This is a genomic window from Idiomarina loihiensis L2TR, assembly GCF_000008465.1.
GTDB classification, from domain to species: Bacteria; Pseudomonadota; Gammaproteobacteria; order Enterobacterales; family Alteromonadaceae; genus Idiomarina; species Idiomarina loihiensis.
The window spans coordinates 466,275-490,942 of record NC_006512.1 but is presented as its reverse complement, the minus strand read 5'-3'; the positions used below and the strand labels follow the sequence as shown (position 1 = coordinate 490,942).

Genomic DNA, 24,668 nt, shown 5'->3' with positions numbered 1-24,668 from the left:
TGACACGGGGCTATAAAACAGATAATTCAGGGTATAAATGGGGTGAATGCGCCCGGGTTACGGGCGCGGTACTCGTTGCACTATGGCGTACATGACAGGCACAACAAACAAGGTCAGCAAAGTGGCAAAACCGAGACCAAACATGATGACCGTTGCCATGCTGGCAAAGAAGTCATCGAACAGCAGCGGGATCATCCCCAAAATGGTGGTGGCTGCCGCCATGCCTACCGGACGAACACGGCTAACCGCAGCATCGCTTAACGCATGGGTTGCTTCTTTACCGGCGTCAAGCTCAGCATTCACTTGTTCCAGTAACACCACACCGTTTTTAATCAGCATGCCGGAAAGGCTGAGGAAGCCGAGTAACGCCATAAAGCCAAAGGGTTTATCCAACAGCAGGAGCCCAACAGTCACACCAATAATGGAAAGTGGTACGGTCGTCCACAACACAGCGGCCTGACGAATGCTGTTAAACAGCAGCACGGTGATAATAAACATCACCAGAAAACCTAAGGGCAAGGCACCAAACAACGCTTTTTCGGCTTTACCAGCGGCTTCATGCTCGCCGCCCCAGGTTAATTCGTAGCCTAGCGGCAAGTCGATAGCCTCAAGCTTAGGCCGGACCCGCTCAAATACTTGCGCGGCCGTTTCCTCTCCCAGTAAGTCGTGATCGGCCATAACAGTGAGTGTTCGCTTACGGTCACGGCGGAGTATTAAAGGGTCTTCCCAAACGACATCAATTGAACGTGCAACTTGAGCCAAAGGTACAAAACGGTCGAACGCCGGACTGTAAATTTGCAGTTCCTGCCAGTTGTCTAAGTCGACCCGCTCAGCTGCAGGCGCACGCTGCACTATCGGTAATAAATCAGTGCCATCGCGGTAAATGCCAATTTGTCGGCCAACAAAATTAGCCAGTAGCAGGTTATTCACGTCTTCTTTCGTAATGCCGGCGCGCCGGCCTGCCGCTTCGTCGTATTCCGGCCGCAACAATTTGGTCGGCGTACGCCAGTCTGAACGAATGTTTACTGCGCCTGAGTCTTCGGCAAGAATGGCCTGGGCCTTTTTACTTAACTCACGCAGGGTATCAATATCCGGGCCGGAAAAACGTGCTTCAATTTTTGCCGGAGTAGCCGGACCAATTTCAACCCGTATCAGTTTGTCCTCTACGTCCGGATGCTCTTCACGAATTCGCTGACGAATGTCACGCATTAAAGAGTCCATAACGTCTTTGTCTTCTACCCGTACCAGTAGCTGCGCATAACTTTCGTAACTTTTTTCCACCAGATAAGTTAAGGTAAACCGCGGGGCTCCCTGACCTATGGTCGTGGCTACGGAGGTCACTTCACTTTTCTCCAGCAAGTAGTCTTCCAGGCGCTTAGAGTCCTGTTCGGTATGACGAATGTCGGTACCCTGTGGATACCAGAGATCGACATAAAATAACGGCGTTGTCGATGGCGGGAAAAATGCTTGTTTCGCCTGTCCGAATCCAACCACCGCTGCCACCAACGTCACGAGCATTACCAGCATACTGATAATGCGGTGACGCAAACAAACAGCCAGCATTTTCTTATAGCCACGATAAACCGGATGAGAAAAGACATCGTCCTGCTCATCGCTATTACCAATGTCCTTCGCAGAGTATAAGCGGTCGGCTAAAAACGGAATGAGGGTCAGTGCAGTCACCCAACTCAGCAGCAAGGAGATGAGCATCACCCAGAATAAACTCCCGGCAAATTCACCAGTGGCGTCTGACGATAAACCGATTGGCGCGAAGGCAATAATACCGATAACAGTCGCTCCCAGTAGCGGCCACTGGTTTTGCTTGACCACGCTAACGGCGGCATCCACTTTACTCATGCCCCGTCGCATACCGACCATAATACCGTCGGCAATGACTATCGCGTTATCCACCAGCATGCCCAGCGCAATAATCAACGCACCGAGGGAAACTCGTTGCAGGTTAATATCTCCCAGGCGCATAAAAATGAAGGTCCCCAGCACCGTCAACAACAGTACCGTGCCAATAAGCAAGCCACTACGGAAGCCCATGGTCAGCAGTAATGCAATAATAACGATGGCCACCGCCTCTACCAGGTTCAGCAGAAAATCATTAACTGAGTTTTCAACTTGATGCGGCTGATCGTAAATACGGTCGACAGACATCCCTATCGGCTTAGCATACTCCAGCTCATCCATTCGTTTTTGCAGACGCTCGCCCACTTCGACAACATTCACGTTATCCGCAAACGACAATGCCAGCCACAAGGAAGCCTTTCCGTTATAGCGCACCACATGATCCGGAATGTCTTTGGTTTCACGATAAATGGTCGCTACATCACGCAAGTAGATACGCTGTTCAGCACCGGGGTTACTAATAACCAGCTTTGCCATATCTTCCACATTGGCAAATTCACCGCTGGTTGCAATGCGCAATGCTTCCTGATCAACGGTTACCCGTCCGGCGTTTGCTACGGCATTCTGAGTTTGCAGCAGCCCAGCAATACGGCTGGGGGGAACCCCAAAATTTGCCAGGCGTGAGCGCGACACTTCTACCACAACCTGCTCTTGTTGCTCTCCCGCAAGAGTGACTTTGCCTACACCATCAACTAAAACCAGTTCACGACGCAAAAAGTCAGCATAATGCTCAATATCTTTATAGGAATAATCGGGCCCGGTAATGGCCATCATAACGCCATACACGTCAGCAAAGTCATCGCGAATAATAGGCTCGCTGGTGCCCGGAGGAAGCTGACCTTTGGTGTCGTTAATTTTACGCCGCAATTCGTCCCATATTTGGTGCAAGTGCTCTTCGCGGTAGATGCTTTTCATCTCAACCGTTATTTGCGACAACCCGGGCTTGGAAATAGACTTAACGTGGTCAACGTAACTTAGCTCCTGAATCGCATTTTCCAGCTTATAGGTTACCTCTTCTTCTACCTGCTGAGCCGATGCGCCCGGGTATGGCGTAATGACCATGGCCTGCTTAATTGTGAACTTGGGGTCTTCCAGGCGACCGAGTTGAGTCAGGGCAACCAGACCACCAATTAACAGGATGAGAAATAACATCCAGCTCGTGGTTTTTCGCTCCATGCTGTATTGAGCTATATTCATTACAGACCCCGTTCACGTTGCCATTCACGCACCTGCTGATTCTCTTTCAGCTGATGAACCCCGGCTATGACGATGGTTTCACCTTCTTGCAGCCCGTCAAGTACCGTAAGGCCATCGTTGGTCATTGGTCCGACATTCACTTTACGTTTTTGCACACGCATATCGTCGTTAACAACCCAGACATAGGAAGCGTCATTTGTGTCACTAAACACCGCTTTTGCCGGCACCACCATGCCTATTTGAGAGGAACGCAGTACTTCATTAATGTCGACAATAACTGTTGCCGTCATACCCGGCAGAACATTGATATTTTGCGGTTTAGGTAGTGTGAACACGACTTCGTAGGTATTCGTCGCGCCGTCCGATTGCGAATCCCACTCTTTTAAGTGAGCCGGATAAGTGAATTCCGGCGCGGCATCAAAGCGCACTTCAGGCTGGTAATCGATTTGTTTTTTGACCTTGGCAAAAAGTTTTTCCGGTACATTAATGCTGATATCAATCGCGTTGCTGATTTGTAAGGTAACAATAGGCTGCTTAGCCTGCACATTTTCATAAGCTTCCACGGCCAGGTTCGCCACAACGCCGTCGAAAGGCGCAGTGAGCTTGGTATAGCCTAAATTCGCTTTGGCGGTTTCGTAGTTTGATTTTGCCACCGCAAGCTCTGACTCTATCTGATCAAACTGGCCTTCCGACATGACTCCTTCATTAACCAAAACTTTGTTTCGGTCGTATTGAGATGATGCCAGCTCATATTGTGCTTTTGCCTGATCAGCAGCCAGTTGGTAGTCGGTTGGATCCAACTGCGCGATGAGATCGCCCTGCTTGACTTCGGTACCCGGGCGGGCTGGTAACTCAGTAATTTCTCCGGCGACACGGAACGTCAGTTGAGCCACTTTGGCCGCCTCTACCACAGCAGGGAATTCACGTAACCGTGGCCCGTCGGCTTCAGCCACCTGCATAAGCCGCGCGGGGCGCGCCTGTTGAGTATCATTAACTTCTGCTTGTTCACTGCACGCCGCTACAACAACAGCGGCCAGAGCGATAGAAAGAGGTTTCAGCCAGCGCATGAATTCGGTTCCGATATTTTCAGGGAAATTTAATTGGAATAAGTTTACCGTAAGTATAGTTACAGTTATATTGAATTAAAATTAAAAAGATAATCAGAAAAATTTAATGAATTTATCTCACCTAAAAATGATGATCACGGTAGCTAACCTCGGTAGTCTGCAAAAAACAGCCGAGCAACTCAACCGCACACAGTCCGCGGTTAGCATGGCGTTAAAAAAACTGGAAGAGAACGCGGGTTTCGCTCTATTTAACCGCGATGGCTATCGACTGGAACTGACCGAGCAGGGGCAACACTTTTTACGCCAGGCAGAAGAAGTGGTGCGTCAGCAACAGCGTCTCCAGTCGCTGGCAACACAGTTGAAACATGGGGCCGAACCCCTGCTGACACTATGCTATGACCATACCTGCGACAGTAAGCTTTGGGTGCCCAGCATCCAGCACATTCAACAACAATACCCGACTACCGAACTGCACGTAGACGGCGAGTCACAAATGCGGGCGCTGAAGCGTATAGATAACGGCAGTGCCGACTTAGCTTTGTGCCCCTGGCTGCCTTTATTTCGTCAATATGGCGACTTTGAAACCCTGCCGGTAGCACCGTTTGAATTAACGGTTGTGATTTCAACTGCGCTAATGAAAGAGTTTGGTCGTATGCCGCAAAGCCGCCAGGATTTATTAGAGCTGCCTATGCTGGTGCCGCAAAACCTGGAGATAGGCATTAATCTGGATGCAGTACTGCGTCTGCCCAGCCAGCAGCGCATAAGGGTAAATGAGGTTAACACTCAGTTTGAATTGCTAATGGCAGGTTTTGGCTGGGGCATTATTCCTAAACACATTGCTCTGGACGCCCTTGAGCAGGGCAAGCTGGTAGAAATCAGCATTCCCGGATTCGTCCAGCAAGTGCGTCTGGAAATTCACCTAGTGCGCTCCGCAAACAGGACGTTAGGCCCGGCGGCTAATGCCATTTGGGAAAGTTTCGCCTGACGTTAATTTTGGGGGAATTGCGCGCGTGACGATCACAGCACGTAGCCTGACATTTATGTCAGGTGAGATGCCGGGCGGAAAGCTCGGTGCAGTTTGCGTCAGGTGCGGTGGCAGATAGTGAGCGCGCCCGACGGTTGCGGCGAACCATTGAGGAGGTGTGCGGCGCCATGGATGGCGCTGCCCAAGCCCTACAGGGATGTATTTACGGGCGTCCTCCTCAATGGTTCCTGCAACCTCCAGCGCTCGCTATCTTCCACCTCACCTGACATAAATGTCAGGCTACTCCGCGTTATTTCCGCGCTAGATAAAACACGGCGGGGATCACTAGCATGGAAATTAGTGGTGCCAGTACCATACCACCCACCATAGGAGCGGCGATGCGCTGCATGACTTCGTTACCAACACCGCCGCCCAGCATTATCGGTAGTAGGCCGACAATAATGGTCAGCACGGTCATGGCTTTCGGTCTGACGCGCAGCAACGCGCCTTCTTCTACTGCTGCTTTTAGCTGATTTTTGTCGTATGCCACGGCTTTCCATGCGTTGTTCAGGTACAACAGCATAACCACTCCGAATTCCGCAGCGACACCGGCAAGAGCTATCATGCCGACAATAACCGCCAGTGACAGGTTGTAGTCCAACAAATAAATCAGCCATAAGCTACCGGTTAATGCCAGCGGTAAGGTACCTATCACCAGTAACGCCTGCGGTAGAGAACGGAAGGTCATGTACAGTAACAACAAAATAACCAGCAATGTCAGAGGAATGATTTCTTTTAAGTCACTTTCCACCTGTTGCATGGCTTTATATTGCCCGGTCCAGCTCCAGTTGTAACCTACCGGTATTTCCAACTTATCCATAACGCCACTAACCTGGGTAATATAGTCACCAACCGTGACGCCTTTATCCGGCTCAATAAAGACCCAGCTGCTTAAACGGGCATCTTCGCTTTTCAGCATGGCCGGCCCCTGAGTTACCCTTATATCGGCGACATCGGACAGAGTCAGCCACTGCCCGGAAGCCGATTTAACTGGCAGGGTTTTCAGCTTCTCGATATGGTCGCGCTGCTCTCGCGGATAACGCAGGTTAATAGGAAAACGCTCATTGCCCTGTACCGATGTCGCAATATTCGCTCCACCAATGGCGTACTGAATATGCTCGTGGATATCGGCCTGGGTCAGGCCGTAACGAGCCGCTTGTCGCAATTTCGGCTCTATCTCAATATAACGACCTCCGCCGGAACGCTCTGCAATGACCGAACCCGTTGCATCCTGCTCAGAAAGCGTATCTTCAATACGGGTGGCCAGTTTTTCTATTTCACGAAAATCACTACCGCTCACTTTAATGGCTAACGGGGTTTTAACACCAGTGGCAAGCATTTCAATGCGGGTACGAATGGGCTGTACCCAGGCATTAGTCACGCCGGGTATCTGCACCCGCTCATCCAGCTCAGCAATAATGTCATCTACCGTCATTCCTTCACGCCATTCGCTTTCCGGCTTCAGCGTAATGCTGGTTTCTATCATGGTCATTGGCGCAGGATCGGTGGCGGTGTCAGCACGACCAACTTTACCGAATACGCGCTCAACCTCGGGCTGCGCAGCAATGAGCTTGTCGGTTTGCTGTAACAGCTTACCGGCACTTTCAACACTGATGCCCGGCAGTGTGGTAGGCATGTACATTAGGTCCCCCTCATGTAGCGGCGGCATCAGCTCGTAATTAAGCTGCTTATACGGGTGCCAGGCAGATGCGGTGATCAAAAGAGCCAGTACAATAATGGTTTTAGGGAACTTAAGTGTGAAAGCCAGCAGTGGTCGGTAAAGCGCAATTAAACCGCGAGACAGCCAGTTCTTTTCTTCAGCGGGTATTTTCCCGCGCACCAGCAACGCAATCAGCACGGGAATAAGTGTCACGGCAATAATTGCGGCAGCGGCCATGGCCAGAGTTTTGGTATAGGCTAAAGGCTCAAACAGACGCCCTTGCTGGCCTTGCAGCACAAACACCGGAACAAAGCTGACGGTAATGACCAGTAGCGAGAAGAACAGCGAAGGCCCCACTTCGCGACAGGCTTCATTAACAACTTTAAGCCGCGCCGAGCCTTTAGCCACGATTTTGTGCCGCTCCTGATAATTCTGCAGGTGCTTGTGGGTGTTCTCTATCATGACAATGGCGGCATCCACCAGCGCGCCAATGGCAATGGCGATTCCCCCCAGACTCATAATGTTGGCGCTGATACCCAGCATGTTCATTATCCACACTGCGAACAGTACCGACAGCGGCAAACTGACAATGGCCACCACTGCCGAGCGTGCATGCCAGAGAAACAAAATGCACACCACAGCAACAAAGAACATTTCTTCTATCAGCTTTGTGGTGAGGTTATCTGTCGATGCCTGGATCAGGTTTGAGCGGTCATAGGTCGGCACCACTTTAACGCCCTCGGGCAGGCCCTGTTTTAGCTCTTCTAGTTTATCTTTTACTGCGGCAATGGTTTGTAGAGCATTTTCGCCATGGCGCATAACCACAATACCGCCCACGACTTCACCGTCGCCATTCAGCTCGGTAATGCCACGGCGTACCTGCGGTCCAATGCGAATATCCGCCACTTCTTCCAACAGCACCGTACCCTGCTGCTCTGATGTGAGCGGCAAGGGAATTTTGCGAATGTCTTCTATGCTTTTCAGATATCCCAGGCCACGTACCATGTATTCGGCTTCACCCATTTCAACCACCGAACCGCCCACTTCGTTATTGGCCTGCTGAATGCTTTGCTTAATTTGGTTCAGGGTGAGGTTATAACGATGTAAAGCTTCCGGCTGCACCACTACCTGGTAGGTTTCAACCATGCCGCCAACTGTGGCAATTTCTGCTACCCCCTGCACACTTTGCAGTTCCTGTTTTAAAAACCAGTTCTGCAAGCGGGTTAGTTCACCCAGATTGAGCTGATTGGTTTCATCAACCAATGCGTATTGATACACCCAGCCAATACCGGACGCATCGGGGCCTAACTCCGGCCGAACTTGGTCAGGAAGCTGGCTTTGTGCCTGATCCAGATACTCGTTCACCCGGCTTCGGGCCCAGTAAGGGTCGGTTCCGTCTTCAAAAATAACGTAAACGTACGAGTCGCCAAAGAACGAAAAAGCGCGCACTGAGGTGGCTTTAGGTACGGACAGCATCACGCTCGAAAGCGGGTACGTCACCTGCTCTTCCACTACCGCCGGCGCTTGCCCCGGGTAATTGGTTTTGACGATAACCTGAACTTCCGATAAGTCCGGTATTGCGTCCAGTTTGGTTTGCTGCAGCGACTGCCAGGCCCAGAATGCAAGACCTAAGAACAGCAGCAACACCATCCACGAGTTACGTATGGAGGCTTCAATAATACGAGCTAACATAAAACCTCCTAGTGGTTATGTTGTGGCGCAGGGGCATCATCGCTGCTATCCAGACCCAGACCTTGCAAGCTGGCCTCTGAATCCAGAAGGAATTGCCCGGAAGTGACCACTAACTCACCTTCCTGCAAGCCTTCTTCAATGGCAATTTGGTTACCCACACGCAGCCCGGTCGTCACTTCGCGCACTTCAAATTCGCGCGCTCCGGATTTTACCACCACGCGGTTATTGGCACCGGTGACAATTAAGCTGGCAACCGGCACAACCACAGCATCTTTTACTGCCTCCAGTTCAATATGAGCCGTCGCCCAGAGTCCTTCACGCAGCCGATCAATAGAGTCGTTAACCGGAATACGTACTTTGATTGTCTGGGTTACCGGGTCAATTTGTGGATAAATATAGTCAATGGCGTTCATCCAGTGGCCGCCAGGGAAGTGCTCAGAAGAAATATGGGCCATTTGCCCGATTTTTAACTGTTTGCTGTAATGCGCCGGAACATCGGCAAAGAACCACAGTTGATTATCCTGCGTCAGCGTCAGCAACTTAAGCCCCGGAGACACGTACATGCCTTCCTGAATATCCAGACTGGTAATATAGCCCGACTCAGGTGCGTAGTAATCGACCACATATTCGGTTTCGCCACCTTGTTCCAGAGCTTTAATCTGCGCTTCGCTCATACCGAGCAAACGCAGACGCTGCTGGCCGCGGCGTTTAAAACTTTGCTGACTGTTACCGTTACGGATATCTGAGAGTGAATCAAGTAACTGCAGGTAGTCGTCCTGAGCCACAACTAAGTCTGGTGCATACAGGCTGTAGAGTTTGTCACCCTTCTCTACCCACTGTCCTTCAACGTCAGCATGTAATTCTTCTACCCAGCCTTCGGCGCGGCTGTGGATATGCCGCTGAGCGGACTCCTGCCAGCGTACCTGAGCCTGTGCCATAAGCTGCGGTTGCAGGTCTTTGCGAACCGCTTTTGCGGTAGTTACCCGAATAGCCTGCTGACTGGACTCCGGCACGGTGAAGCTTTTTTCTCCTTCATGCTCAGAAAGGTCCTGTTTAGGCTCTTTCTCGACTAAATCCATCCCACAAATTGGGCAGGTTCCCGGCTCGTTCCGAACCACCTGACTGTGCATAGGGCACACGTACTCGGAGCTCTGCTCAAACGGGTTTTGATCTTCTGAATGATTGTGGTTGTGTTCCTGAGCCACAGATAGAAGTGGGATCAGGAGTAATATCGCTATCCAATAACGCATGGTATTTCCTCGAAAACAAAGGTTTAAGACGTAAAAACTGGGCTTAAACTGCGTATTTCGGCGGACGTATCAGCGTTTCAGTAATAACCGGAAGGTTTGAATAAAGGGGATGGGCAGCGTGCGTGGATGCTGCTGGCGAAAGTTGTTTGAATGGGTTCAACAGCGCCAGTTGACCCGCACAATGTTGTTCACACTGCTGGCAAAAGGAGCTTTCACTGTCGCAGTTCGATTGCTCCATTGATATATCGGACTCATCACAACAGTCATGCTGTGACATATCCTGAGATGACGAAGCACTAACGGTGTCTGACATCGGCATAGCATGCACTGCTGGTGAGGAGAAACTCCCCACCAGCAGTGCTGTAACCAATATCCAGACAACCGTTAATGTTTTCATAGTCCGCTATATTACCAGATAGTAACGCGGTTTTCAGGCGCAACGTACAATTCGTCACCTTCTTCAACATCAAAGGCTTCGTAGAACGCCGGAACGTTAACAACAGTACCATTTACTCGATACTCCGCTGGCGAGTGCGGGTCACTCATAACCTGCTCACGAATTGCGTCTTCGCGATACTTGCCGCGCCATACCTGAGCCCAGCCAATGAACACGCGCTGTTCACCGGTAAAGCCGTCAAGAACTGGGGCTTCTTCGCCCTCTAATGACATTTTGTAGGCTTCGTACGCGATGGTCAGGCCGGCTAAATCGCCGATGTTTTCACCCAGAGTCAGGTCACCATTAACATTAAGGCCTTCAATTGGCTCGTACTGGCTATACTGTTCAGACAGTTGCTGAGTCCGTTCCTCGAACGCCTTTTTATCAGCATCAGTCCACCAGCTTTGCAGGTTACCGTCGCCATCATATTTGGCGCCCTGGTCGTCAAAACCGTGTCCCATTTCGTGGCCGATTACCGCACCGATACCACCATAGTTCACCGCCATTTCAGCGTCCATATCAAAGAATGGAGGCTGCAGAATGCCAGCCGGGAAAACGATTTCGTTACGTACCGGGCTGTAGTAGGCGTTGACTGTTTGCGGAGTCATACCCCAGTCTTCTTCATCAACAGGACCACCAATTTTGGCAATTTCTTCCTGATAATTGAACTCGGCGTAAGCTTTGTAGTTAGCAACTAAGTCAGTTGACGAAATTTCCAGTTCGCTGTAGTCACGCCATTTGCTTGGATAACCTACTTTAGGGTCAAATTTCTTCAGTTTTTCCAAAGCTTTTTCTTTGGTTTCGTCCGTCATCCACTCCAAGTTACGAATAGACTGACCATAAGCGTCACGGAGGTTTTCAATCAAACCTTCCATTTTCTCTTTAGCTTCTGGCGGGAAGTACTCTTTAACGTAAACTTGACCTAACACTTCACCTAATACGCTGTTGGTTGCATCAACCGCGCGTTTCCAGCGAGGTTCCTGCTCTGGTGTACCACGTAATGTTGTGCCGTAAAAATCAAAGCGACGCTTGCTGATATCTTCGCTTAACGCAGAAGCGTACTCGTTCACAAGACGGAAGCTCAAGTAGTCTTTCCACGCCTGTAAGTCCACTTCATTAAACAGTTCACCAAATTCTTCAAAATAAGATGGCTGACGAATAACCATTTCTTTTACATCAGATAACTCAGACGTCTCGATAAACTTTTTGAAATCAAAGTTGTTAAGCATTTCAGCAACTTCGCCGGCTGATTTTTTATTGTAGGTTTTATTCGCATCGCGGCTTTCTACACGGCTCCACTGAATTTCTGCCAGTTGAGTTTCTAACTTCAGAATACGCTCTGCGGCGCCTGCTGCGTCTTCGACCCCAACCATACCCAGAATGTCTTCTGCGTATTCGACGTATGCGTTACGGAATTCTTCGAACTTTTCGTCGTCTTTCAGGTAATAGTCTCGATCCGGCAGACCTAAGCCTGACTGAGAAACATACATCGCGTTAATTTGCGGGTCTTTCGCATCTGGGTAAACATAAAAACCAAATGGAACTGAAACGCCACCACGGAACATGCGTGCCATATGCTCAGCAACTGAGTCGTAATCTTCCAGTGCCTGAATAACGTCTAAGTCACTCGCAATTGGTTTTGCGCCTAGCTCATTCAGTGTTTCAACATCCATATAGGCATTGAAGAAGTCGCCAATTTTACGCTCGTTTGTGCCTGGTTCAGGGTTAGAAGAGGCTGCTGATTCAATGATATCGCGTAAACGTTTCTGATTTTGTTCGCGCAAATCGAAAAACGAACCTACAGATGAGCGATCAGAAGGGATTTCTGTTTTATCAATCCAGGTACCGTTTACATAATGGAATAAATTGTTCTGCGGTTTAACACTGTGATCAAAGTTCTCAAGTACAACGCCAGAGCTCAGTTCTTTTTTTGCTTCTTCAGCCTGCTGGGTTTGTTGTTTTGATTCTTCCTGCTGTGGAGAACAGGCGCCCAGAGTTAAAGCCATAGATACGCCAAGCGCTACAGCGGTTAATTTTTTCATCGGTTATTACCCTTTCTTTTGTGTTCGTTATTTTAACCCCACTAAACTAGCGCATTGTTAAATTCAGCGCAAAAAAAACGGCTGCATTCGCGATGAATGCAGCCGTTTTACCGATGATTTATCGTAACAAAATGTTACTTCTTCTTTTTCGCCTTAGGATTCGGCATATCGGTAATAGCACCTTCCTGAATTTCAGCAGCTAAACCAACTGATTCATGTAAGGTTGGGTGTGCATGAACAGTCAGAGCGATATCTTCTGCATCACAGCCCATCTCAATTGCCAGGCAAACTTCGCCCAACAATTCACCAGCGTTAGTGCCACACATAGAACCACCAATAATACGGTTGTTCTTATCAAAGATGAGCTTGGTCATGCCTTGCTGTGCGTTTGAAGCGATAGCGCGGCCTGAAGCTGACCAGGGGAAAGTCACTGCATCATATTCGATGCCCTGCTCTTTCGCTTCTTTCTCAGTAACACCTGCCCAAGCAACTTCCGGGTTAGTGTACATGATAGAAGGAATGACTTTAGGTTCGAAGAAGTGCTTCTTACCGGATATCACTTCTGCCGCCACGTGCGACTCATGTACCGCTTTGTGCGCCAACATGGGTTGGCCAACAACATCGCCAATGGCAAAGATATGGTCAACATTGGTGCGCATTTGGCTATCAACTTTGATAAAGCCACGGTCGTCGACATTAACGCCAGCTTTGTCTGCGTCAATTTTATTACCGTTTGGTGCGCGGCCTACAGCAACCAGTACAGCGTCGTACTTGACTGGATCTTTTGGCGCTTTATCACCTTCAAAGGTCACATACACACCGTCTTTTTTCGCTTCAACATTGGTCGCTTTGGTATTGAGCATAATATTCTCAAAACGGCCTTTGATTTGCTTGTTGAAGTTCTTGATGATGTCGGCATCCGCTGGCGGTACCAGTTGGTCCGTCATTTCAACCACATCAACCTTAGAACCTAGTGATGCGTAAACCTGCCCCATTTCCAGAGCGATGATACCACCGCCTAACAATAACATTTTCTTAGGAATTTCTTTCAGTTCCAGCGCGTCGGTGGAATCCCATACGCGGTCGTCGTCATGTGGAATGAACGGCAATTTAATGGCTTGAGAGCCTGCAGCAATAATCGCGTTATCGAATTTAACTTCGGTTTCGCCGTCGTCGCCTTCAACTTTAATGGTGTTGCTGCCGGTAAATTTGCCGTAACCGTTAACAACTTTTACCTTACGCATTTTTGACATCTGACCAAGACCGCCGGTTAACTGGCCAACCACTTTTTCTTTGTGTTTGCGCAGCTTATCCAGGTCGATTTTCGGTTCGCCAAACTCAATACCTTCTTCTGCCAGGTGCTGAGCTTCTTCAATGTGCTTGGTCATGTGCAGCAATGCTTTTGACGGGATACAGCCAACGTTCAGGCAAACACCGCCTAAGGTGCTGTAACGCTCAATCAAAACAACATCCAGACCCAAGTCAGCTGCACGGAAAGCTGCTGAATATCCGCCCGGGCCCGAACCTAACACCACTACCTGTGTTGTAATTTTGTCGCTCATGTTAACCCCTTTTTTGTCACAGCCAGTTGAGCCACCGGCTGCGCTCAGTCAACGCTAAATGTGGCGCTATTGTAGCGCGAATTTTTTCGTATTTCCTACCCCAATTGGTGCTTAAAGCACCAATTTGCGGATATCTCCCAGTACACCACTTAAATAGGCGGTGAAACGCGCGGCCTCAGCACCATCAATAACACGGTGATCGTATGACAACGATAATGGCAGAGTCAGACGTGGTTCAAACTCTTTGCCGTTCCATTTCGGTTTCATCTCGTTACGAGAGACCCCGAGAATGGCCACGTCAGGAGCATTCACGATAGGCGTAAAGGCTGTACCACCAATACCGCCCAGGCTGGAAATTGAGAAACACCCACCTTGCATATCGGTTGCTTTCAACTTACCGTCACGCGCCTTCGAACTAATTTCCACCAGTTCTTCCGAAAGCTCGTAAATGCCTTTTTTGTCGACATCACGAATAACCGGAACCACCAGACCATTTGGCGTATCAACCGCAACGCCAATGTTCACGTACTTTTTCATGTACAGTGATTCACCAGACTCTGATAAGGACGAATTAAAGGTCGGGAACTCACGCAGGCCTTTGGCACAGGCCTTCAAAATAAACACTAACGGCGTTATCTTGAAGCCCAGATCTTTCTTCTTAGCCACTTCGTTTTCTGACTTGCGGAAGTTTTCCAGCTCAGTAATGTCGGCCTCATCGAACTGTGTTACGTGAGGGATAGTCACCCAGTTACGGTGCAGGTTTGGTCCAGATTTACGCTGAATGCGCGACAACTGAACTTCTTCCACTTCACCGAACTTGCTGAAATCGACCTTAGGCGGGTCAATAACCTGCAATCCACCGCCGCCCTGGCCTGTTGCACCAGCCACGGCTTTGGGACGGGACAGCTCGTATTTAACAAACTCCTGAACGTCTTCTTTCAGTATGCGGTCTTTAGGGCCCGAGCCTTTCACTTGCGATAAGTCGACACCGAATTCACGTGCCACACGACGTACCGCAGGTGACGCATGCAGAATGCCTTCTTTACGATCGCTCCGCTGGCTTGGATGATCAGGCACCGGAGGCTGGCGTTCGCTACTTGGCTTAACGCTACTACCACTGTCTTTTTTCTGGTCTTTGTCTTCAGATTTCTTGCCAGAGTCTTTATCAGATTCTTTATTAGATTCTGACTTCTCCTCTTTCGCTGAGTCTTTCTCTTCAGCTTCAGAGTCATCAGCGCCGCCGGAAACTTTCAGCTTGGCGATAACTGAGCCCTGCGACACCTTGTCGCCGACCTTCACCAGCATTTCTTCAATTTCGCCGTCTTCAGGGCAAGGCACATCCATAGTCGCCTTGTCCGTTTCCAGGGTAATTAAACCATCTTCGGCAGAAACAGAGTCGCCTTTAGAGACCAGAATCTCGATGATTTCGACATCTTCTTCGTCACCAATATCCGGTACTTCTACGTCGATAACTTTACTGCCGCCACCGGAAGATTTTTTCTCAGGTTCAGAGTCTTCATCTTTCTCTTCTTCCTGTTTATCTTCCGATTCTTCAGCTTTGTCTTTGGTTGCTTCTTCGTCCGCTTTGTCGTCGGTTTTGTCTTCAGCTTCCTCTTCGCTGTCAGACTCATCCGATTCGTCGGCTCCTCCGGAAGCCTCAATCATTGCCAGCACGTCGCCTTCGCTAATGGTATCGCCAACTTTTACTTTCAGCTCGGTAATTTTACCGCCTGAAGATGCCGGGATATCCATGGAAGCTTTGTCGCTTTCGACAGTAACGATACCGTCTTCCTGCTCAACGGTATCGCCTTCACTGACCAAAATTTCAATGACTTCTACTTCTTCGCCGCCCACGTCGGGGACTTTGAGTTCGATTTGATCGGCCATCTCAGTACCTCCTTATGCTAAACGCGGGTTCAGCTTGTCAGTGTCGATATCGTAGTCTTTGATAGCTTTAGCTACCACTTTCTTATCGATATCACCTTGGTCTGCCAGTTCTTTCAGTGCTGCAACCACAATATAGTGCGGGTTCACTTCAAAGTGCTTACGCAAGTTAGCGCGGCTGTCCGAGCGTCCAAAGCCGTCGGTACCTAATACCCGGTAAGAGGTTGGTACCCAGGCGCGAACCTGATCAGCGTACAGCTTGATGTAGTCTGTTGCTGCTACTGCCGGTCCTTTCGCCTTTTTCATCACTTGCGTAATGTAGGCTTCTTTTTCTTTCTTCTCAGGGTTCAGCATGTTCCAACGGTCAGTATCCAGACCATCGCGCGCCAGCTCATTGAATGAAGTTACGCTGTAAACTGTTGAGTTCACGTCGTACTCTTCAGACAAGATTGTCGCTGCTTCACGCACTTGCTGCAAAATAGTACCACTGCCTAACAACTGAACATCGCCTTTAGCTTTGTTCTTGGCCTTCACTTTATCCAGTTCGTAAATACCTTTGATGATGCCTTCTTCGACACCTTCCGGCATTTCTGGTTGATGGTAGTTTTCATTCATTACAGTGAGGTAATAGAAAACATTCTCCTGGTCGCCAAACATGCGTTTCAGGCCATCGTGCACGATAACTGCAATTTCATAACCGTATGTCGGATCATAGCTAATGCAGTTTGGCACCGTGCCAAAGTGAACCATGCTGTGTCCGTCCTGGTGCTGCAGACCTTCACCGTTAAGCGTTGTGCGACCGGCAGTACCTCCGACCAGGAAGCCGCGGGTCTGACTGTCACCTGCGGCCCAGACTAAGTCACCGACTCGCTGGAAACCGAACATTGAGTAGTAAATGTAGAACGGAATCATCGGCTCGTTATTTAACGAGTAACTGGTACCCGCTGCAATCCAGGACGCCATAGCACCGAGTTCGTTGATGCCTTCCTGAATCACCTGGCCTTTTTTATCTTCACGATAATAGGCAACCTGGTCTTTATCCTGCGGCGTGTATTTCTGGCCATGGTGCGAATAAATACCCACCTGACGGAACAAGCCTTCCATACCAAAGGTACGAGCTTCATCCGGAATAATTGGCACAATACGTTTACCAATTTTCTTGTCTTTCAGCAGCGCTGTCAGTACACGAACAAAGGCCATAGTTGAGGAAATTTCACGATCCCCTGAACCTTTCAGAACCGCATCAAAAGCTTTCAGTGCGGGCAGCTCAAGCTCAACATCGCTTTCCGGACGACGCACTGGCATATAACCACCGAGCTTCTCGCGACGCTCGTTCAAATACTTCATTTCATCGCTGTCGTCGTCAAACTTGTAGTAAGGCAGGTCTTCCAGCTCTTTGTCTTCAAACGGGATATTGAAACGGTCACGCATGTGCTTAACCGCGTCTAAATCCATTTTCTTAACCTGGTGGGCAATGTTTTTACCTTCGCCCGCAGCACCCATGCCATAACCTTTTACGGTTTTCGCTAAAATAACCTGTGGCCGACCTTTGGTATTAGCGGCTTTATGGTACGCCGAGTAGACTTTTACCGGGTCATGCCCGCCACGGTTTAAGCGCCAGATGTCTTCGTCAGACAAGTTGGCGACCATTTCTTCGGTTTCAGGGTACTTACCAAAAAAGTTTTCACGGGTGAACTTGCCACCTTTGGCTTTAAAGTTCTGGTAATCACCGTCAACGGTTTCTTCCATTAACTGCTGCAATTTACCTTCGGTGTCGCGGTACAACAGCGGATCCCAGTAGCGCCCCCAGATAACTTTAATCACTTCCCAGCCGGCGCCATGGAAGTTACCCTCCAGTTCCTGAATGATTTTACCGTTACCACGTACCGGCCCGTCTAAGCGCTGCAGGTTACAGTTAATAACGAAAGTCAGATTGTCCAGCTCCTCGCGAGCAGCCAGACCAATAGCACCTAAGCTTTCTGGCTCATCGGTTTCACCGTCACCTAAGAAGCAGTAAACACGTTGTTTTGAACAGTCTTTAATGCCACGGTCAGTCAGGTACTTAAGGAAGCGGGCTAAATAGATAGCCTGAATTGGGCCTAAGCCCATAGAGACCGTCGGGAACTGCCAAAAGTCCGGCATTAAGTTCGGGTGCGGATAAGAAGGTAAGCCTTTACCGTCGACTTCCTGACGAAAGTTATTCAATTGCTCTTCGGTCAAGCGTCCTTCAATGAAAGCACGACCATAAATACCGGGTGACACATGGCCCTGAATAAACAGGAAGTCACCACCATCGTCTTCATTTGGCGCACGGAAGAAATGGTTAAAGCCAACATCGTATAACATCGCCGAAGAAGCAAAACTGGCAAGGTGGCCACCTAACTCTTCGCCTTTTTGCGATGCACGCAACACCATCATGGCGGCATTCCAGCGAATGGCTGAACGAATGCGCGATTCCAGCGTCTGGTTACCCGGCATAGTGGGTTCCTGACTGGCAGGAATGGTATTCAGATATGCCGTGGTTGGCTTATACGGTAAATAAGCGCCATTGCGACGAGCTTTGTCGACCAGTTGCTCTAACAGATAGTGCGCTCTTTCCGGGCCTTCAGCCTCAAGCACCCCCTCAAGAGCGTCTAACCACTCTTGAGTTTCCTGCTGGTCGACATCTTTGTTTAATTCTTCACTCATAGCTATTCCTTACCTTTTTATCAATTCAGGAACGTCGTAGCGAACGTTGAATGCGTGACTGTTCTTTGCCTAAGTTTAACAATGTCTGTTCAATATAGGCTAAATGTTGATGACACGCATCCCGCGCTTGCTCCGGTTTACCGGCAACAATGGCACTAACCAGCTGCTGACGGTGTTGATTCAGTTTTCCCAGCAAGTCGTCACGACCCGCCAGTATTTCCAGGTTCTGCCTAATATTTTCGGCCAGTAATTCCTGCATGCCGTGAATGACATGCAACAAAATAACGTTGTGCGAGGCCTCTGCAATACGGTGATAGAATTCCACTATTGCATTGACCTGATCATCGATGCTGTTAGCCCGGCTATTCTCTAAGTCTTTTATACTCTCAGAAATCCGATCCAGATCGGCCTCGGTGCCTCGTAATGCTGCATAAAAGGACGAGATGCCTTCCAGTGCATGACGGAACTCAAGCAAATCAAACTGCGACTCAGGGTGCTTGGCCAAGAGCTCAAACAGTGGCTCTGTTAGTTGCTCATTGATGCTATTCACAACGTAAGTTCCGCCGCCCTGGCGACGTTCTACCACACCTTTGGCTTCCAATTTTTGAATGGCTTCGCGCAGCGATGGGCGTGAAACATTAAATTGCTGAGCCAGTTGACGCTCTGCCGGCAGTTTTTGCCCGGCACTAAGCCGACCATCGACGATCATCTGTTCCAGATGCGCCACGATAGTGTCGGAAAGCTTCGTCTGTTTTATGGGTAAATCTGGCATAACGGTGAATTGGTCAGACCAAAAGATGCGGTTATTCTAAATCATTTAACGGCTGAGCCCAAATTTTTCTCAGCTGGTACAACCTCTAATTCACCCAACCCGTTAAGGTTAAGGCGGCAATAACACACACCCAGAAAATCTGCTGGCGGCGCATTAAGCGCAACTGGCAAGCGATGTGCTCGGTTCTGTCGTCGGGGTGCTGAGGGATGTCTTCTGCTTTGCTGGCGACATTAAAAAGCAGTTTATCCGGGTCGGCCTGCGGGTTCAGACTGTGCTTGACCCAAACTGGGAACGCCCGCGAAAAATGCCCGACAATTAATAAACCGAATCCAGCTAAGCGAGCCGGAACCCAGTCTGCAAACCACATAAATTGCTGCCAGAGTTTAGTCGACTCCGGTTCGCTTATTTGCTTCTCGGCATAACGCAGACTGGCGTATACCAGAGCGCCGAAACTGCCAAACAGCACAAAATAGAACATTACCGCAATATATTGCCGGTAATTGATCCAGATTAACGAGTCACTTAACTGCTTTGGCTGATGCTGCCCGGCAAATTCAGTTAATGCGTGTTGATGTTCATTTACCTGTTGTTCATCGCCCCGGTTTGCGGCCTTTAAATAAGCCTTATAGCTTTTGCGGGCGGGCTCGCAATTCATCGCCAGCAGTAAAGACAAAATACTGACAATAAAGGTCACCATCAGGTTGTCCAGCAACACCACCAGAAAACCGACAGCCAAAGCAGGAACCAGCAGGCGAACCAGTTGCAGAGGCTCACTTTTCCACTTTTCGTTTGTAAGCCGTGCCGCACTCCAGTGTTGCCAGCGTTCCAGAAAAAACGACCAGTGCAAAAAGGCCGGGCTGTGATACAAACGCTCAACGCTTAATGCAATCAGCAACGCAATGAGGACCATTCATGACTCCTTATAAGGCATTTAAATAGGTTTGCCAGTCAAATTCACTGCCCGGGTCCGTTTTACGACCCGGGGCGATATCCTGATGGCCGACAATACGTCGACGGTTTAACCTAGGATATGTGCTGATTAACGCCTTAGTGACTGCAATTAATTGTTCGTATTGTTGTTGAGTATAGGCACTGTGGTCGGTTCCTTCGAGCTCAATGCCTATACTGAAATCGTTACATCGCCTACGCCCGCAGTAACGGGACATACCCGCGTGCCAGGCTCTTTTATCAAAGGGCACGTATTGCTCAACTGTACCATTGCGGCGGATCACACAATGCGCCGACACCCTCAGTCCGTTCAGAATAGCAAAATCCGGGTGTGCATCGGGTTCCAGTTCGCCCATAAACAGCTGGCGAATATAAGGTGTACCATATTGTCCTTCCGGCAGGCTAATACAATGAATGACCAGCAGACTGACTTCAGCGCTTTGCGGGCGATCATCGTAATGCGGGGACGGATGCTGCACCGCAGTGGTTATTTTATGATTTTTTATCGGGTCGCTTTTCACAGGCTCAACAAAACGGTAAAGTTTGCCCCCTAGTATCCGTATTGTCTGTTAAAAGGTAAAGCCATCTATGAGTCAGCCCGAGCTGCAACTTGCTATTCAGGACGGTGTGCGCGCCGCATTGAAAGAAGATTTATTCGGCGAAGATGCCCGTTTAGATATTACTGCGCAACTGATTCCGGAACAAAGCCAGTCCCGCGCCAGCATTATTACCCGAGAAGACGCTGTCATTTGTGGTTGTGCCTGGGTTGATCAGGTGTTTCGCCAAATGGGAAATCAGGTAGAAATAGAATGGCTGGTAAAAGACGGCGATAACGTCAAAGCCAATACGGAACTCTGCCGCTTAAAGGGCCCCAGCCGCATTTTGCTGACCGGCGAACGCACGGCACTTAACTTTTTACAGACGCTATCTGCTACCGCGACCACCACTTATCATTACAGCAAATTGCTCGACGGTTATAAAACACAACTGCTGGATACCCGGAAAACTCTGCCTGGTATGCGTTTAGCACAGAAATACGCGGTGCGCTGCGGTGGCGGTGTGAATCACCGCATTGGTTTATTTGATGCCTACCTGATTAAAGAGAATCACATTTTTGCCTGTGGGGGTATTACTCAGGCTGTCGCTACGGCCAAACGCCTGAACCCCGGTAAAACGGTGGAAGTTGAAGTCGAAAATTTGGATGAGTTTGGACAGGCTCTGAAGGCCGAAGCCGACGTGATTATGCTGGACAACTTCAGTATTGAAGACATTAAGCAGGCCGTGCAGCAAAACCGTGACAATGCCGGGCACAGCGCGCAACTAGAAGTTTCGGGTAATATTACCGATGAGCGTTTACCGGAACTGGCTGCCACCGGGGTTGATTTTATCTCCTCCGGCGCTTTGACAAAGAACGTCCAGGCAATTGATTTATCAATGAGAATTTCAGAAGATAACTAGAAAATGGCGGTGGATAGCCAATAACTTACAGGAAAATAGAATTTACTAATTCGCCCGGGTGAACCACAGTTCTGCTGTTCTTAAACAGGGAGCTGAATTATGCAGGAAGCACATTTTCGCCGTTTGCCCGTTCTTCGTTTGCCAGGTAAGGGTTTTAGTCTTATCGAGATGATGGTCGTGGTGGCCATCATTGCCATCCTCTCGGCTATTGCCGTTCCGTCGTACACCTATTACACCCAGCAGGCCAAAGTCAGTAAAGCCTTAGCCCATGCTCAGCCACTACAGCTGGGTATTGCTTTGTGCTGGCAAATTGAGGGGCAGTTAAATAAATGCAATCAAGCCGGAAATAAAGGCATCCCCGGTTTACCCTCGCCTCTCCCCGATGAGCTCAGCGACCTCAGTCTGACCGAATCTGCTGCGGTGCGCCTAACTCTCAACTCGGTGAGTATTAATAATCAGCCACTGCAGATTGAACTGACACCCAACGCCACGAATACGCATTTAGACTGGAACATTGCCTGTTCCGATTACAGCGAAATGCGCTCAGTAGTGCAAAACTGTGAACAACAGGTAAGCTACTAATGACTGATTTCGCCTGCTGTTCACTCACCCACCTGCCCGGGCCGACGAGTTCGTCGGAAAATGAGTACGACCCTTTCCTACAACAACATGGTTTGCTGCCTTTTGCGCAAGGGGAAAAGTGGCTCATGTTATTGCAAAAACCCGGGTTTGCGCCGGTTGACGCGGTACTACTGAGCTTTTACAGCGATAAAAGAGTATTGCTCATTCGTGGCAAAGGCAAGCGATCCGGTATTCAACTGCCAAAGGACTCGGCTATCGAATACGTTGACCAGTTGCTGTTGTACTGCTCAGAGAAAGGGCTGTCTGACCTGCATCTGCAACCTCTGAACCAAGGTGTTGTTGTCAGAGGCAGAGAAGCCGGCCAGTTGCACCGTTTAGATTTTATAGCGCGAGAGTTTGCGCAGCAGGTTTACTCGCGAATTAAAGTACAGGCCAGCCTCGATTTAACCGAACAACGTCAACCGCAGGACGGACGCTTGTCCGTGCAATTCCGTGATAACACGCAACTGGAATTCAGATTAAACTGCTGTCCGGTTATCGGAGGTGAAAAATTGGTGCTGCGGTGCTTACAGCCCACACACAACATTACCCCCTTACAGCAAACCGGGCTGCTGGAACAGCAGTACGCTTGGTTTGCCCGCTGTTTAAGCCAGACGCAGGGGTTAATTCTGGTGACCGGACCGACAGGTAGCGGCAAAACTTCAACTTTGTACAGCGCAATGAGCCAGCTGGATACTGAGCGCAGCAACGTTTGCAGTGTTGAAGATCCGGTAGAGGTCCCGCTGCCGGGCTGCAGTCAGGTGATGGTCAATGCGCGCCAGGGGCTGACCTTCGCATCGATTCTTCGCGCCCTCCTTAGGCAAGACCCCGATGTCATCCTTATTGGCGAAATCCGCGATGCGGAGACAGCCAAAATTGCAGTTCAGGCCGCGCAAACGGGTCATTTAGTTCTGAGTTCACTGCATACCAACAACTGCCTGGATACATTAAAGCGTTTGCACTCTCTGGGCGTTAATCCCCTGGATATTCGCAGCTCATTAAAGCTTATTGTCAGTCAACGTTTACTGCCTGTAGCCGACAGCCACAGCCGAACAGAGAAAAACCGTCAGGCAGTATTTGAGGTGGTGCCCTGGCTGGATACAACTGAAGGGTTAATTGAGACATTAACCAACTCACGAGCCTCCATTGAAGATTTGCGTCACTATCTGGGCCATTTGAAGCTTCCGGATTTTTCGCAGGCGCTACAGCATTATATCGATAGCGGCTTAATCAGCCCTGCGGAAAAGGAGCGTTTCACTTATGAAGACGCTTGATTACTGCTGGCAGTGGCAGGCTGACAATGCGTCTGGGCTGGTTCATGCAGACTCGCTGTTGCAGGCGAAACAGCTGTTATCGCAACATCATATCCGTTGCACAAAAATAAAACGCTTATCGAAGCGTCAGAGAAAACTTATTAGGCCTAAATTATCGCTCTGGTACATTCTGTTGCAACAAACCGCCAGTTTACTGGAGAGTGGCCTGCCGCTTTCAGAAGCTCTGCGGCACAGTATTTGTGAAACTAAGTCCAGAAGCCTGCGCTGGTTAATTGAAGATTGTATTCGCAGCATTGAGCATGGCTTCTCTTTCAGTCGAGCACTGACTTATTATGAACACTGGTTACCCAAAGCTGACATAAATGCCATAGCCTGGGCGGAACAAAACGGACAGCTTGCGGATGCGTTACAGCAGTTACAAGAACTGGAAAAACGCCAGCATCAACTGAAAAAGCAATTAACCAAAGCGCTGCGTTACCCCGTCATTGTATTACTCGTGGCAGCTGGTGTTTGCTTCATGATGATGGGCTGGGTTTTGCCTGCCTTTGCTCAGCTTTTTGGCGAAGGCGAACTACCCTGGCTCACTGCCGTTTTACTGAATTCATCAGCTTTTTTGAAAGAGCAGGCATTTGTCATTTTCAGTGCGATATTAGCTGCGGCAGTTACTCTTTTGACCGTTAAAAACAAAGCTCCGCTGTTCTCCCAACGCACACTTGCTCAATTACCCGTTATTGGTCAATTGCTACAGGATATTAAGCTGCAGCAGCTGTTTCACCGGTTGGCAGTAGCTCTGCGTGCCGGTATTGAAACCCGGCAAGCTATTCTCAGCACCGAATCGTCCCTGAACTGGTTGCCCCATAAAGCAGCCTTGCGTCAAATTCATCAGCAACTAGAGTCCGGTAACGGTTGGGTAGACAGTTTCCGTTCCAGTGCGCTGAATGAGCCCCGCACTCTCAGTTTTCTTAAAGTTGGCGAGCAAAATGGTAAAATCGATAATGCCTTCGCCGCACTTGCCGATTTCAAGCAACAACGTTTTGAGGAAAATTGTGAGCGCCTGACTGCACTGGCAGAGCCCTTGCTGATGGTCGTTTTAGGCGGCATTATAGGCACTCTTTTGGTCGCTATGTATTTACCGCTGTTTTCTATGGGGCAGCAGTTTCAATAACTAAGGAATAGAAG

17 protein-coding genes are annotated in these 24,668 nt (G+C 49.4%); 5 read left to right on the top strand and 12 right to left on the bottom strand.

All coding sequences use genetic code 11. The features are described 5' to 3' along the window. Positions 1 to 57: 57 nt before the first annotated feature. Both IL_RS02370 and IL_RS02365 read right to left on the bottom strand, forming a co-directional pair. The gene (locus IL_RS02370) at positions 58 to 3,111 is read right to left on the bottom strand and encodes an efflux RND transporter permease subunit (protein WP_011233728.1); all 3,054 of its coding nucleotides are present in this window, start codon (positions 3,109 to 3,111) and stop codon (positions 58 to 60) included. Beyond that, complete coding sequence (locus IL_RS02365) at positions 3,111 to 4,178, bottom strand: efflux RND transporter periplasmic adaptor subunit (RefSeq protein WP_011233727.1); 1,068 nt, start codon at positions 4,176 to 4,178, stop codon at positions 3,111 to 3,113. The genes IL_RS02370 and IL_RS02365 overlap by 1 nt, the downstream gene beginning before the upstream one ends. Positions 4,179 to 4,284: 106 nt before the next feature. On the opposite strand from IL_RS02365, the gene IL_RS02360 reads away from it, so the two are divergent. Next, positions 4,285 to 5,163, top strand: a complete 879-nt coding sequence (locus tag IL_RS02360) for a LysR family transcriptional regulator (protein WP_011233726.1) — start codon at positions 4,285 to 4,287, stop codon at positions 5,161 to 5,163. A 289-nt stretch (positions 5,164 to 5,452) separates the two neighbouring features. On the opposite strand, the gene IL_RS02355 is transcribed toward IL_RS02360, so the two are convergent. The 10 genes from IL_RS02355 to ampD all read right to left on the bottom strand — a co-directional run bounded on the left by IL_RS02355 (position 5,453) and on the right by ampD (position 20,657). Beyond that, positions 5,453 to 8,554, bottom strand: a complete 3,102-nt coding sequence (locus tag IL_RS02355; RefSeq protein WP_011233725.1) for an efflux RND transporter permease subunit — start codon at positions 8,552 to 8,554, stop codon at positions 5,453 to 5,455. Between the two features lie 8 nt (positions 8,555 to 8,562). Then, a complete protein-coding gene (locus IL_RS02350) occupies positions 8,563 to 9,804 on the bottom strand; it encodes an efflux RND transporter periplasmic adaptor subunit (protein ID WP_011233724.1) in 1,242 nt (413 codons plus the stop codon). Between the two features lie 43 nt (positions 9,805 to 9,847). After that, complete coding sequence (locus tag IL_RS13695; protein WP_145914804.1) at positions 9,848 to 10,201, bottom strand: hypothetical protein; 354 nt, start codon at positions 10,199 to 10,201, stop codon at positions 9,848 to 9,850. Between the two features lie 11 nt (positions 10,202 to 10,212). Continuing rightward, positions 10,213 to 12,282 (bottom strand): M13 family metallopeptidase, encoded by a 2,070-nt coding sequence (locus tag IL_RS02345; RefSeq protein WP_011233722.1) that lies wholly within the window; start codon positions 12,280 to 12,282, stop codon positions 10,213 to 10,215. Positions 12,283 to 12,416: 134 nt separating this feature from the next. Continuing rightward, positions 12,417 to 13,844 (bottom strand): dihydrolipoyl dehydrogenase, encoded by a 1,428-nt coding sequence (gene lpdA / locus IL_RS02340; protein ID WP_011233721.1) that lies wholly within the window; start codon positions 13,842 to 13,844, stop codon positions 12,417 to 12,419. A 111-nt stretch (positions 13,845 to 13,955) separates the two neighbouring features. Further along, a complete protein-coding gene (gene aceF / locus IL_RS02335) occupies positions 13,956 to 15,731 on the bottom strand; it encodes a dihydrolipoyllysine-residue acetyltransferase (protein ID WP_011233720.1) in 1,776 nt (591 codons plus the stop codon). A gap of 12 nt (positions 15,732 to 15,743) precedes the next feature. Beyond that, entirely contained in the window at positions 15,744 to 18,416 is a 2,673-nt protein-coding gene (gene aceE, locus IL_RS02330) for a pyruvate dehydrogenase (acetyl-transferring), homodimeric type (RefSeq protein WP_011233719.1), read from the bottom strand. 25 nt (positions 18,417 to 18,441) lie between these two features. Further along, complete coding sequence (gene pdhR, locus IL_RS02325) at positions 18,442 to 19,188, bottom strand: pyruvate dehydrogenase complex transcriptional repressor PdhR (protein WP_011233718.1); 747 nt, start codon at positions 19,186 to 19,188, stop codon at positions 18,442 to 18,444. 85 nt (positions 19,189 to 19,273) lie between these two features. Beyond that, complete coding sequence (gene ampE / locus IL_RS02320) at positions 19,274 to 20,098, bottom strand: beta-lactamase regulator AmpE (protein ID WP_011233717.1); 825 nt, start codon at positions 20,096 to 20,098, stop codon at positions 19,274 to 19,276. Between the two features lie 10 nt (positions 20,099 to 20,108). Next, entirely contained in the window at positions 20,109 to 20,657 is a 549-nt protein-coding gene (ampD, locus tag IL_RS02315; protein WP_011233716.1) for a 1,6-anhydro-N-acetylmuramyl-L-alanine amidase AmpD, read from the bottom strand. Between the two features lie 67 nt (positions 20,658 to 20,724). Here ampD and nadC point away from each other — a divergent pair, with 67 nt between their 5' ends. The 4 genes from nadC (at position 20,725) to IL_RS02295 (ending at position 24,654) form a co-directional block, all read left to right on the top strand. Next, the gene (gene nadC, locus IL_RS02310; protein ID WP_011233715.1) at positions 20,725 to 21,594 is read left to right on the top strand and encodes a carboxylating nicotinate-nucleotide diphosphorylase; all 870 of its coding nucleotides are present in this window, start codon (positions 20,725 to 20,727) and stop codon (positions 21,592 to 21,594) included. 99 nt (positions 21,595 to 21,693) lie between these two features. Next, entirely contained in the window at positions 21,694 to 22,176 is a 483-nt protein-coding gene (locus IL_RS02305) for a pilin (RefSeq protein WP_011233714.1), read from the top strand. Continuing rightward, positions 22,176 to 23,489 (top strand): GspE/PulE family protein, encoded by a 1,314-nt coding sequence (locus IL_RS02300; protein WP_011233713.1) that lies wholly within the window; start codon positions 22,176 to 22,178, stop codon positions 23,487 to 23,489. Before IL_RS02305 ends, IL_RS02300 begins: the two co-directional genes overlap by 1 nt. After that, complete coding sequence (locus IL_RS02295) at positions 23,476 to 24,654, top strand: type II secretion system F family protein (RefSeq protein WP_011233712.1); 1,179 nt, start codon at positions 23,476 to 23,478, stop codon at positions 24,652 to 24,654. Before IL_RS02300 ends, IL_RS02295 begins: the two co-directional genes overlap by 14 nt. Positions 24,655 to 24,668: the final 14 nt, after the last annotated feature.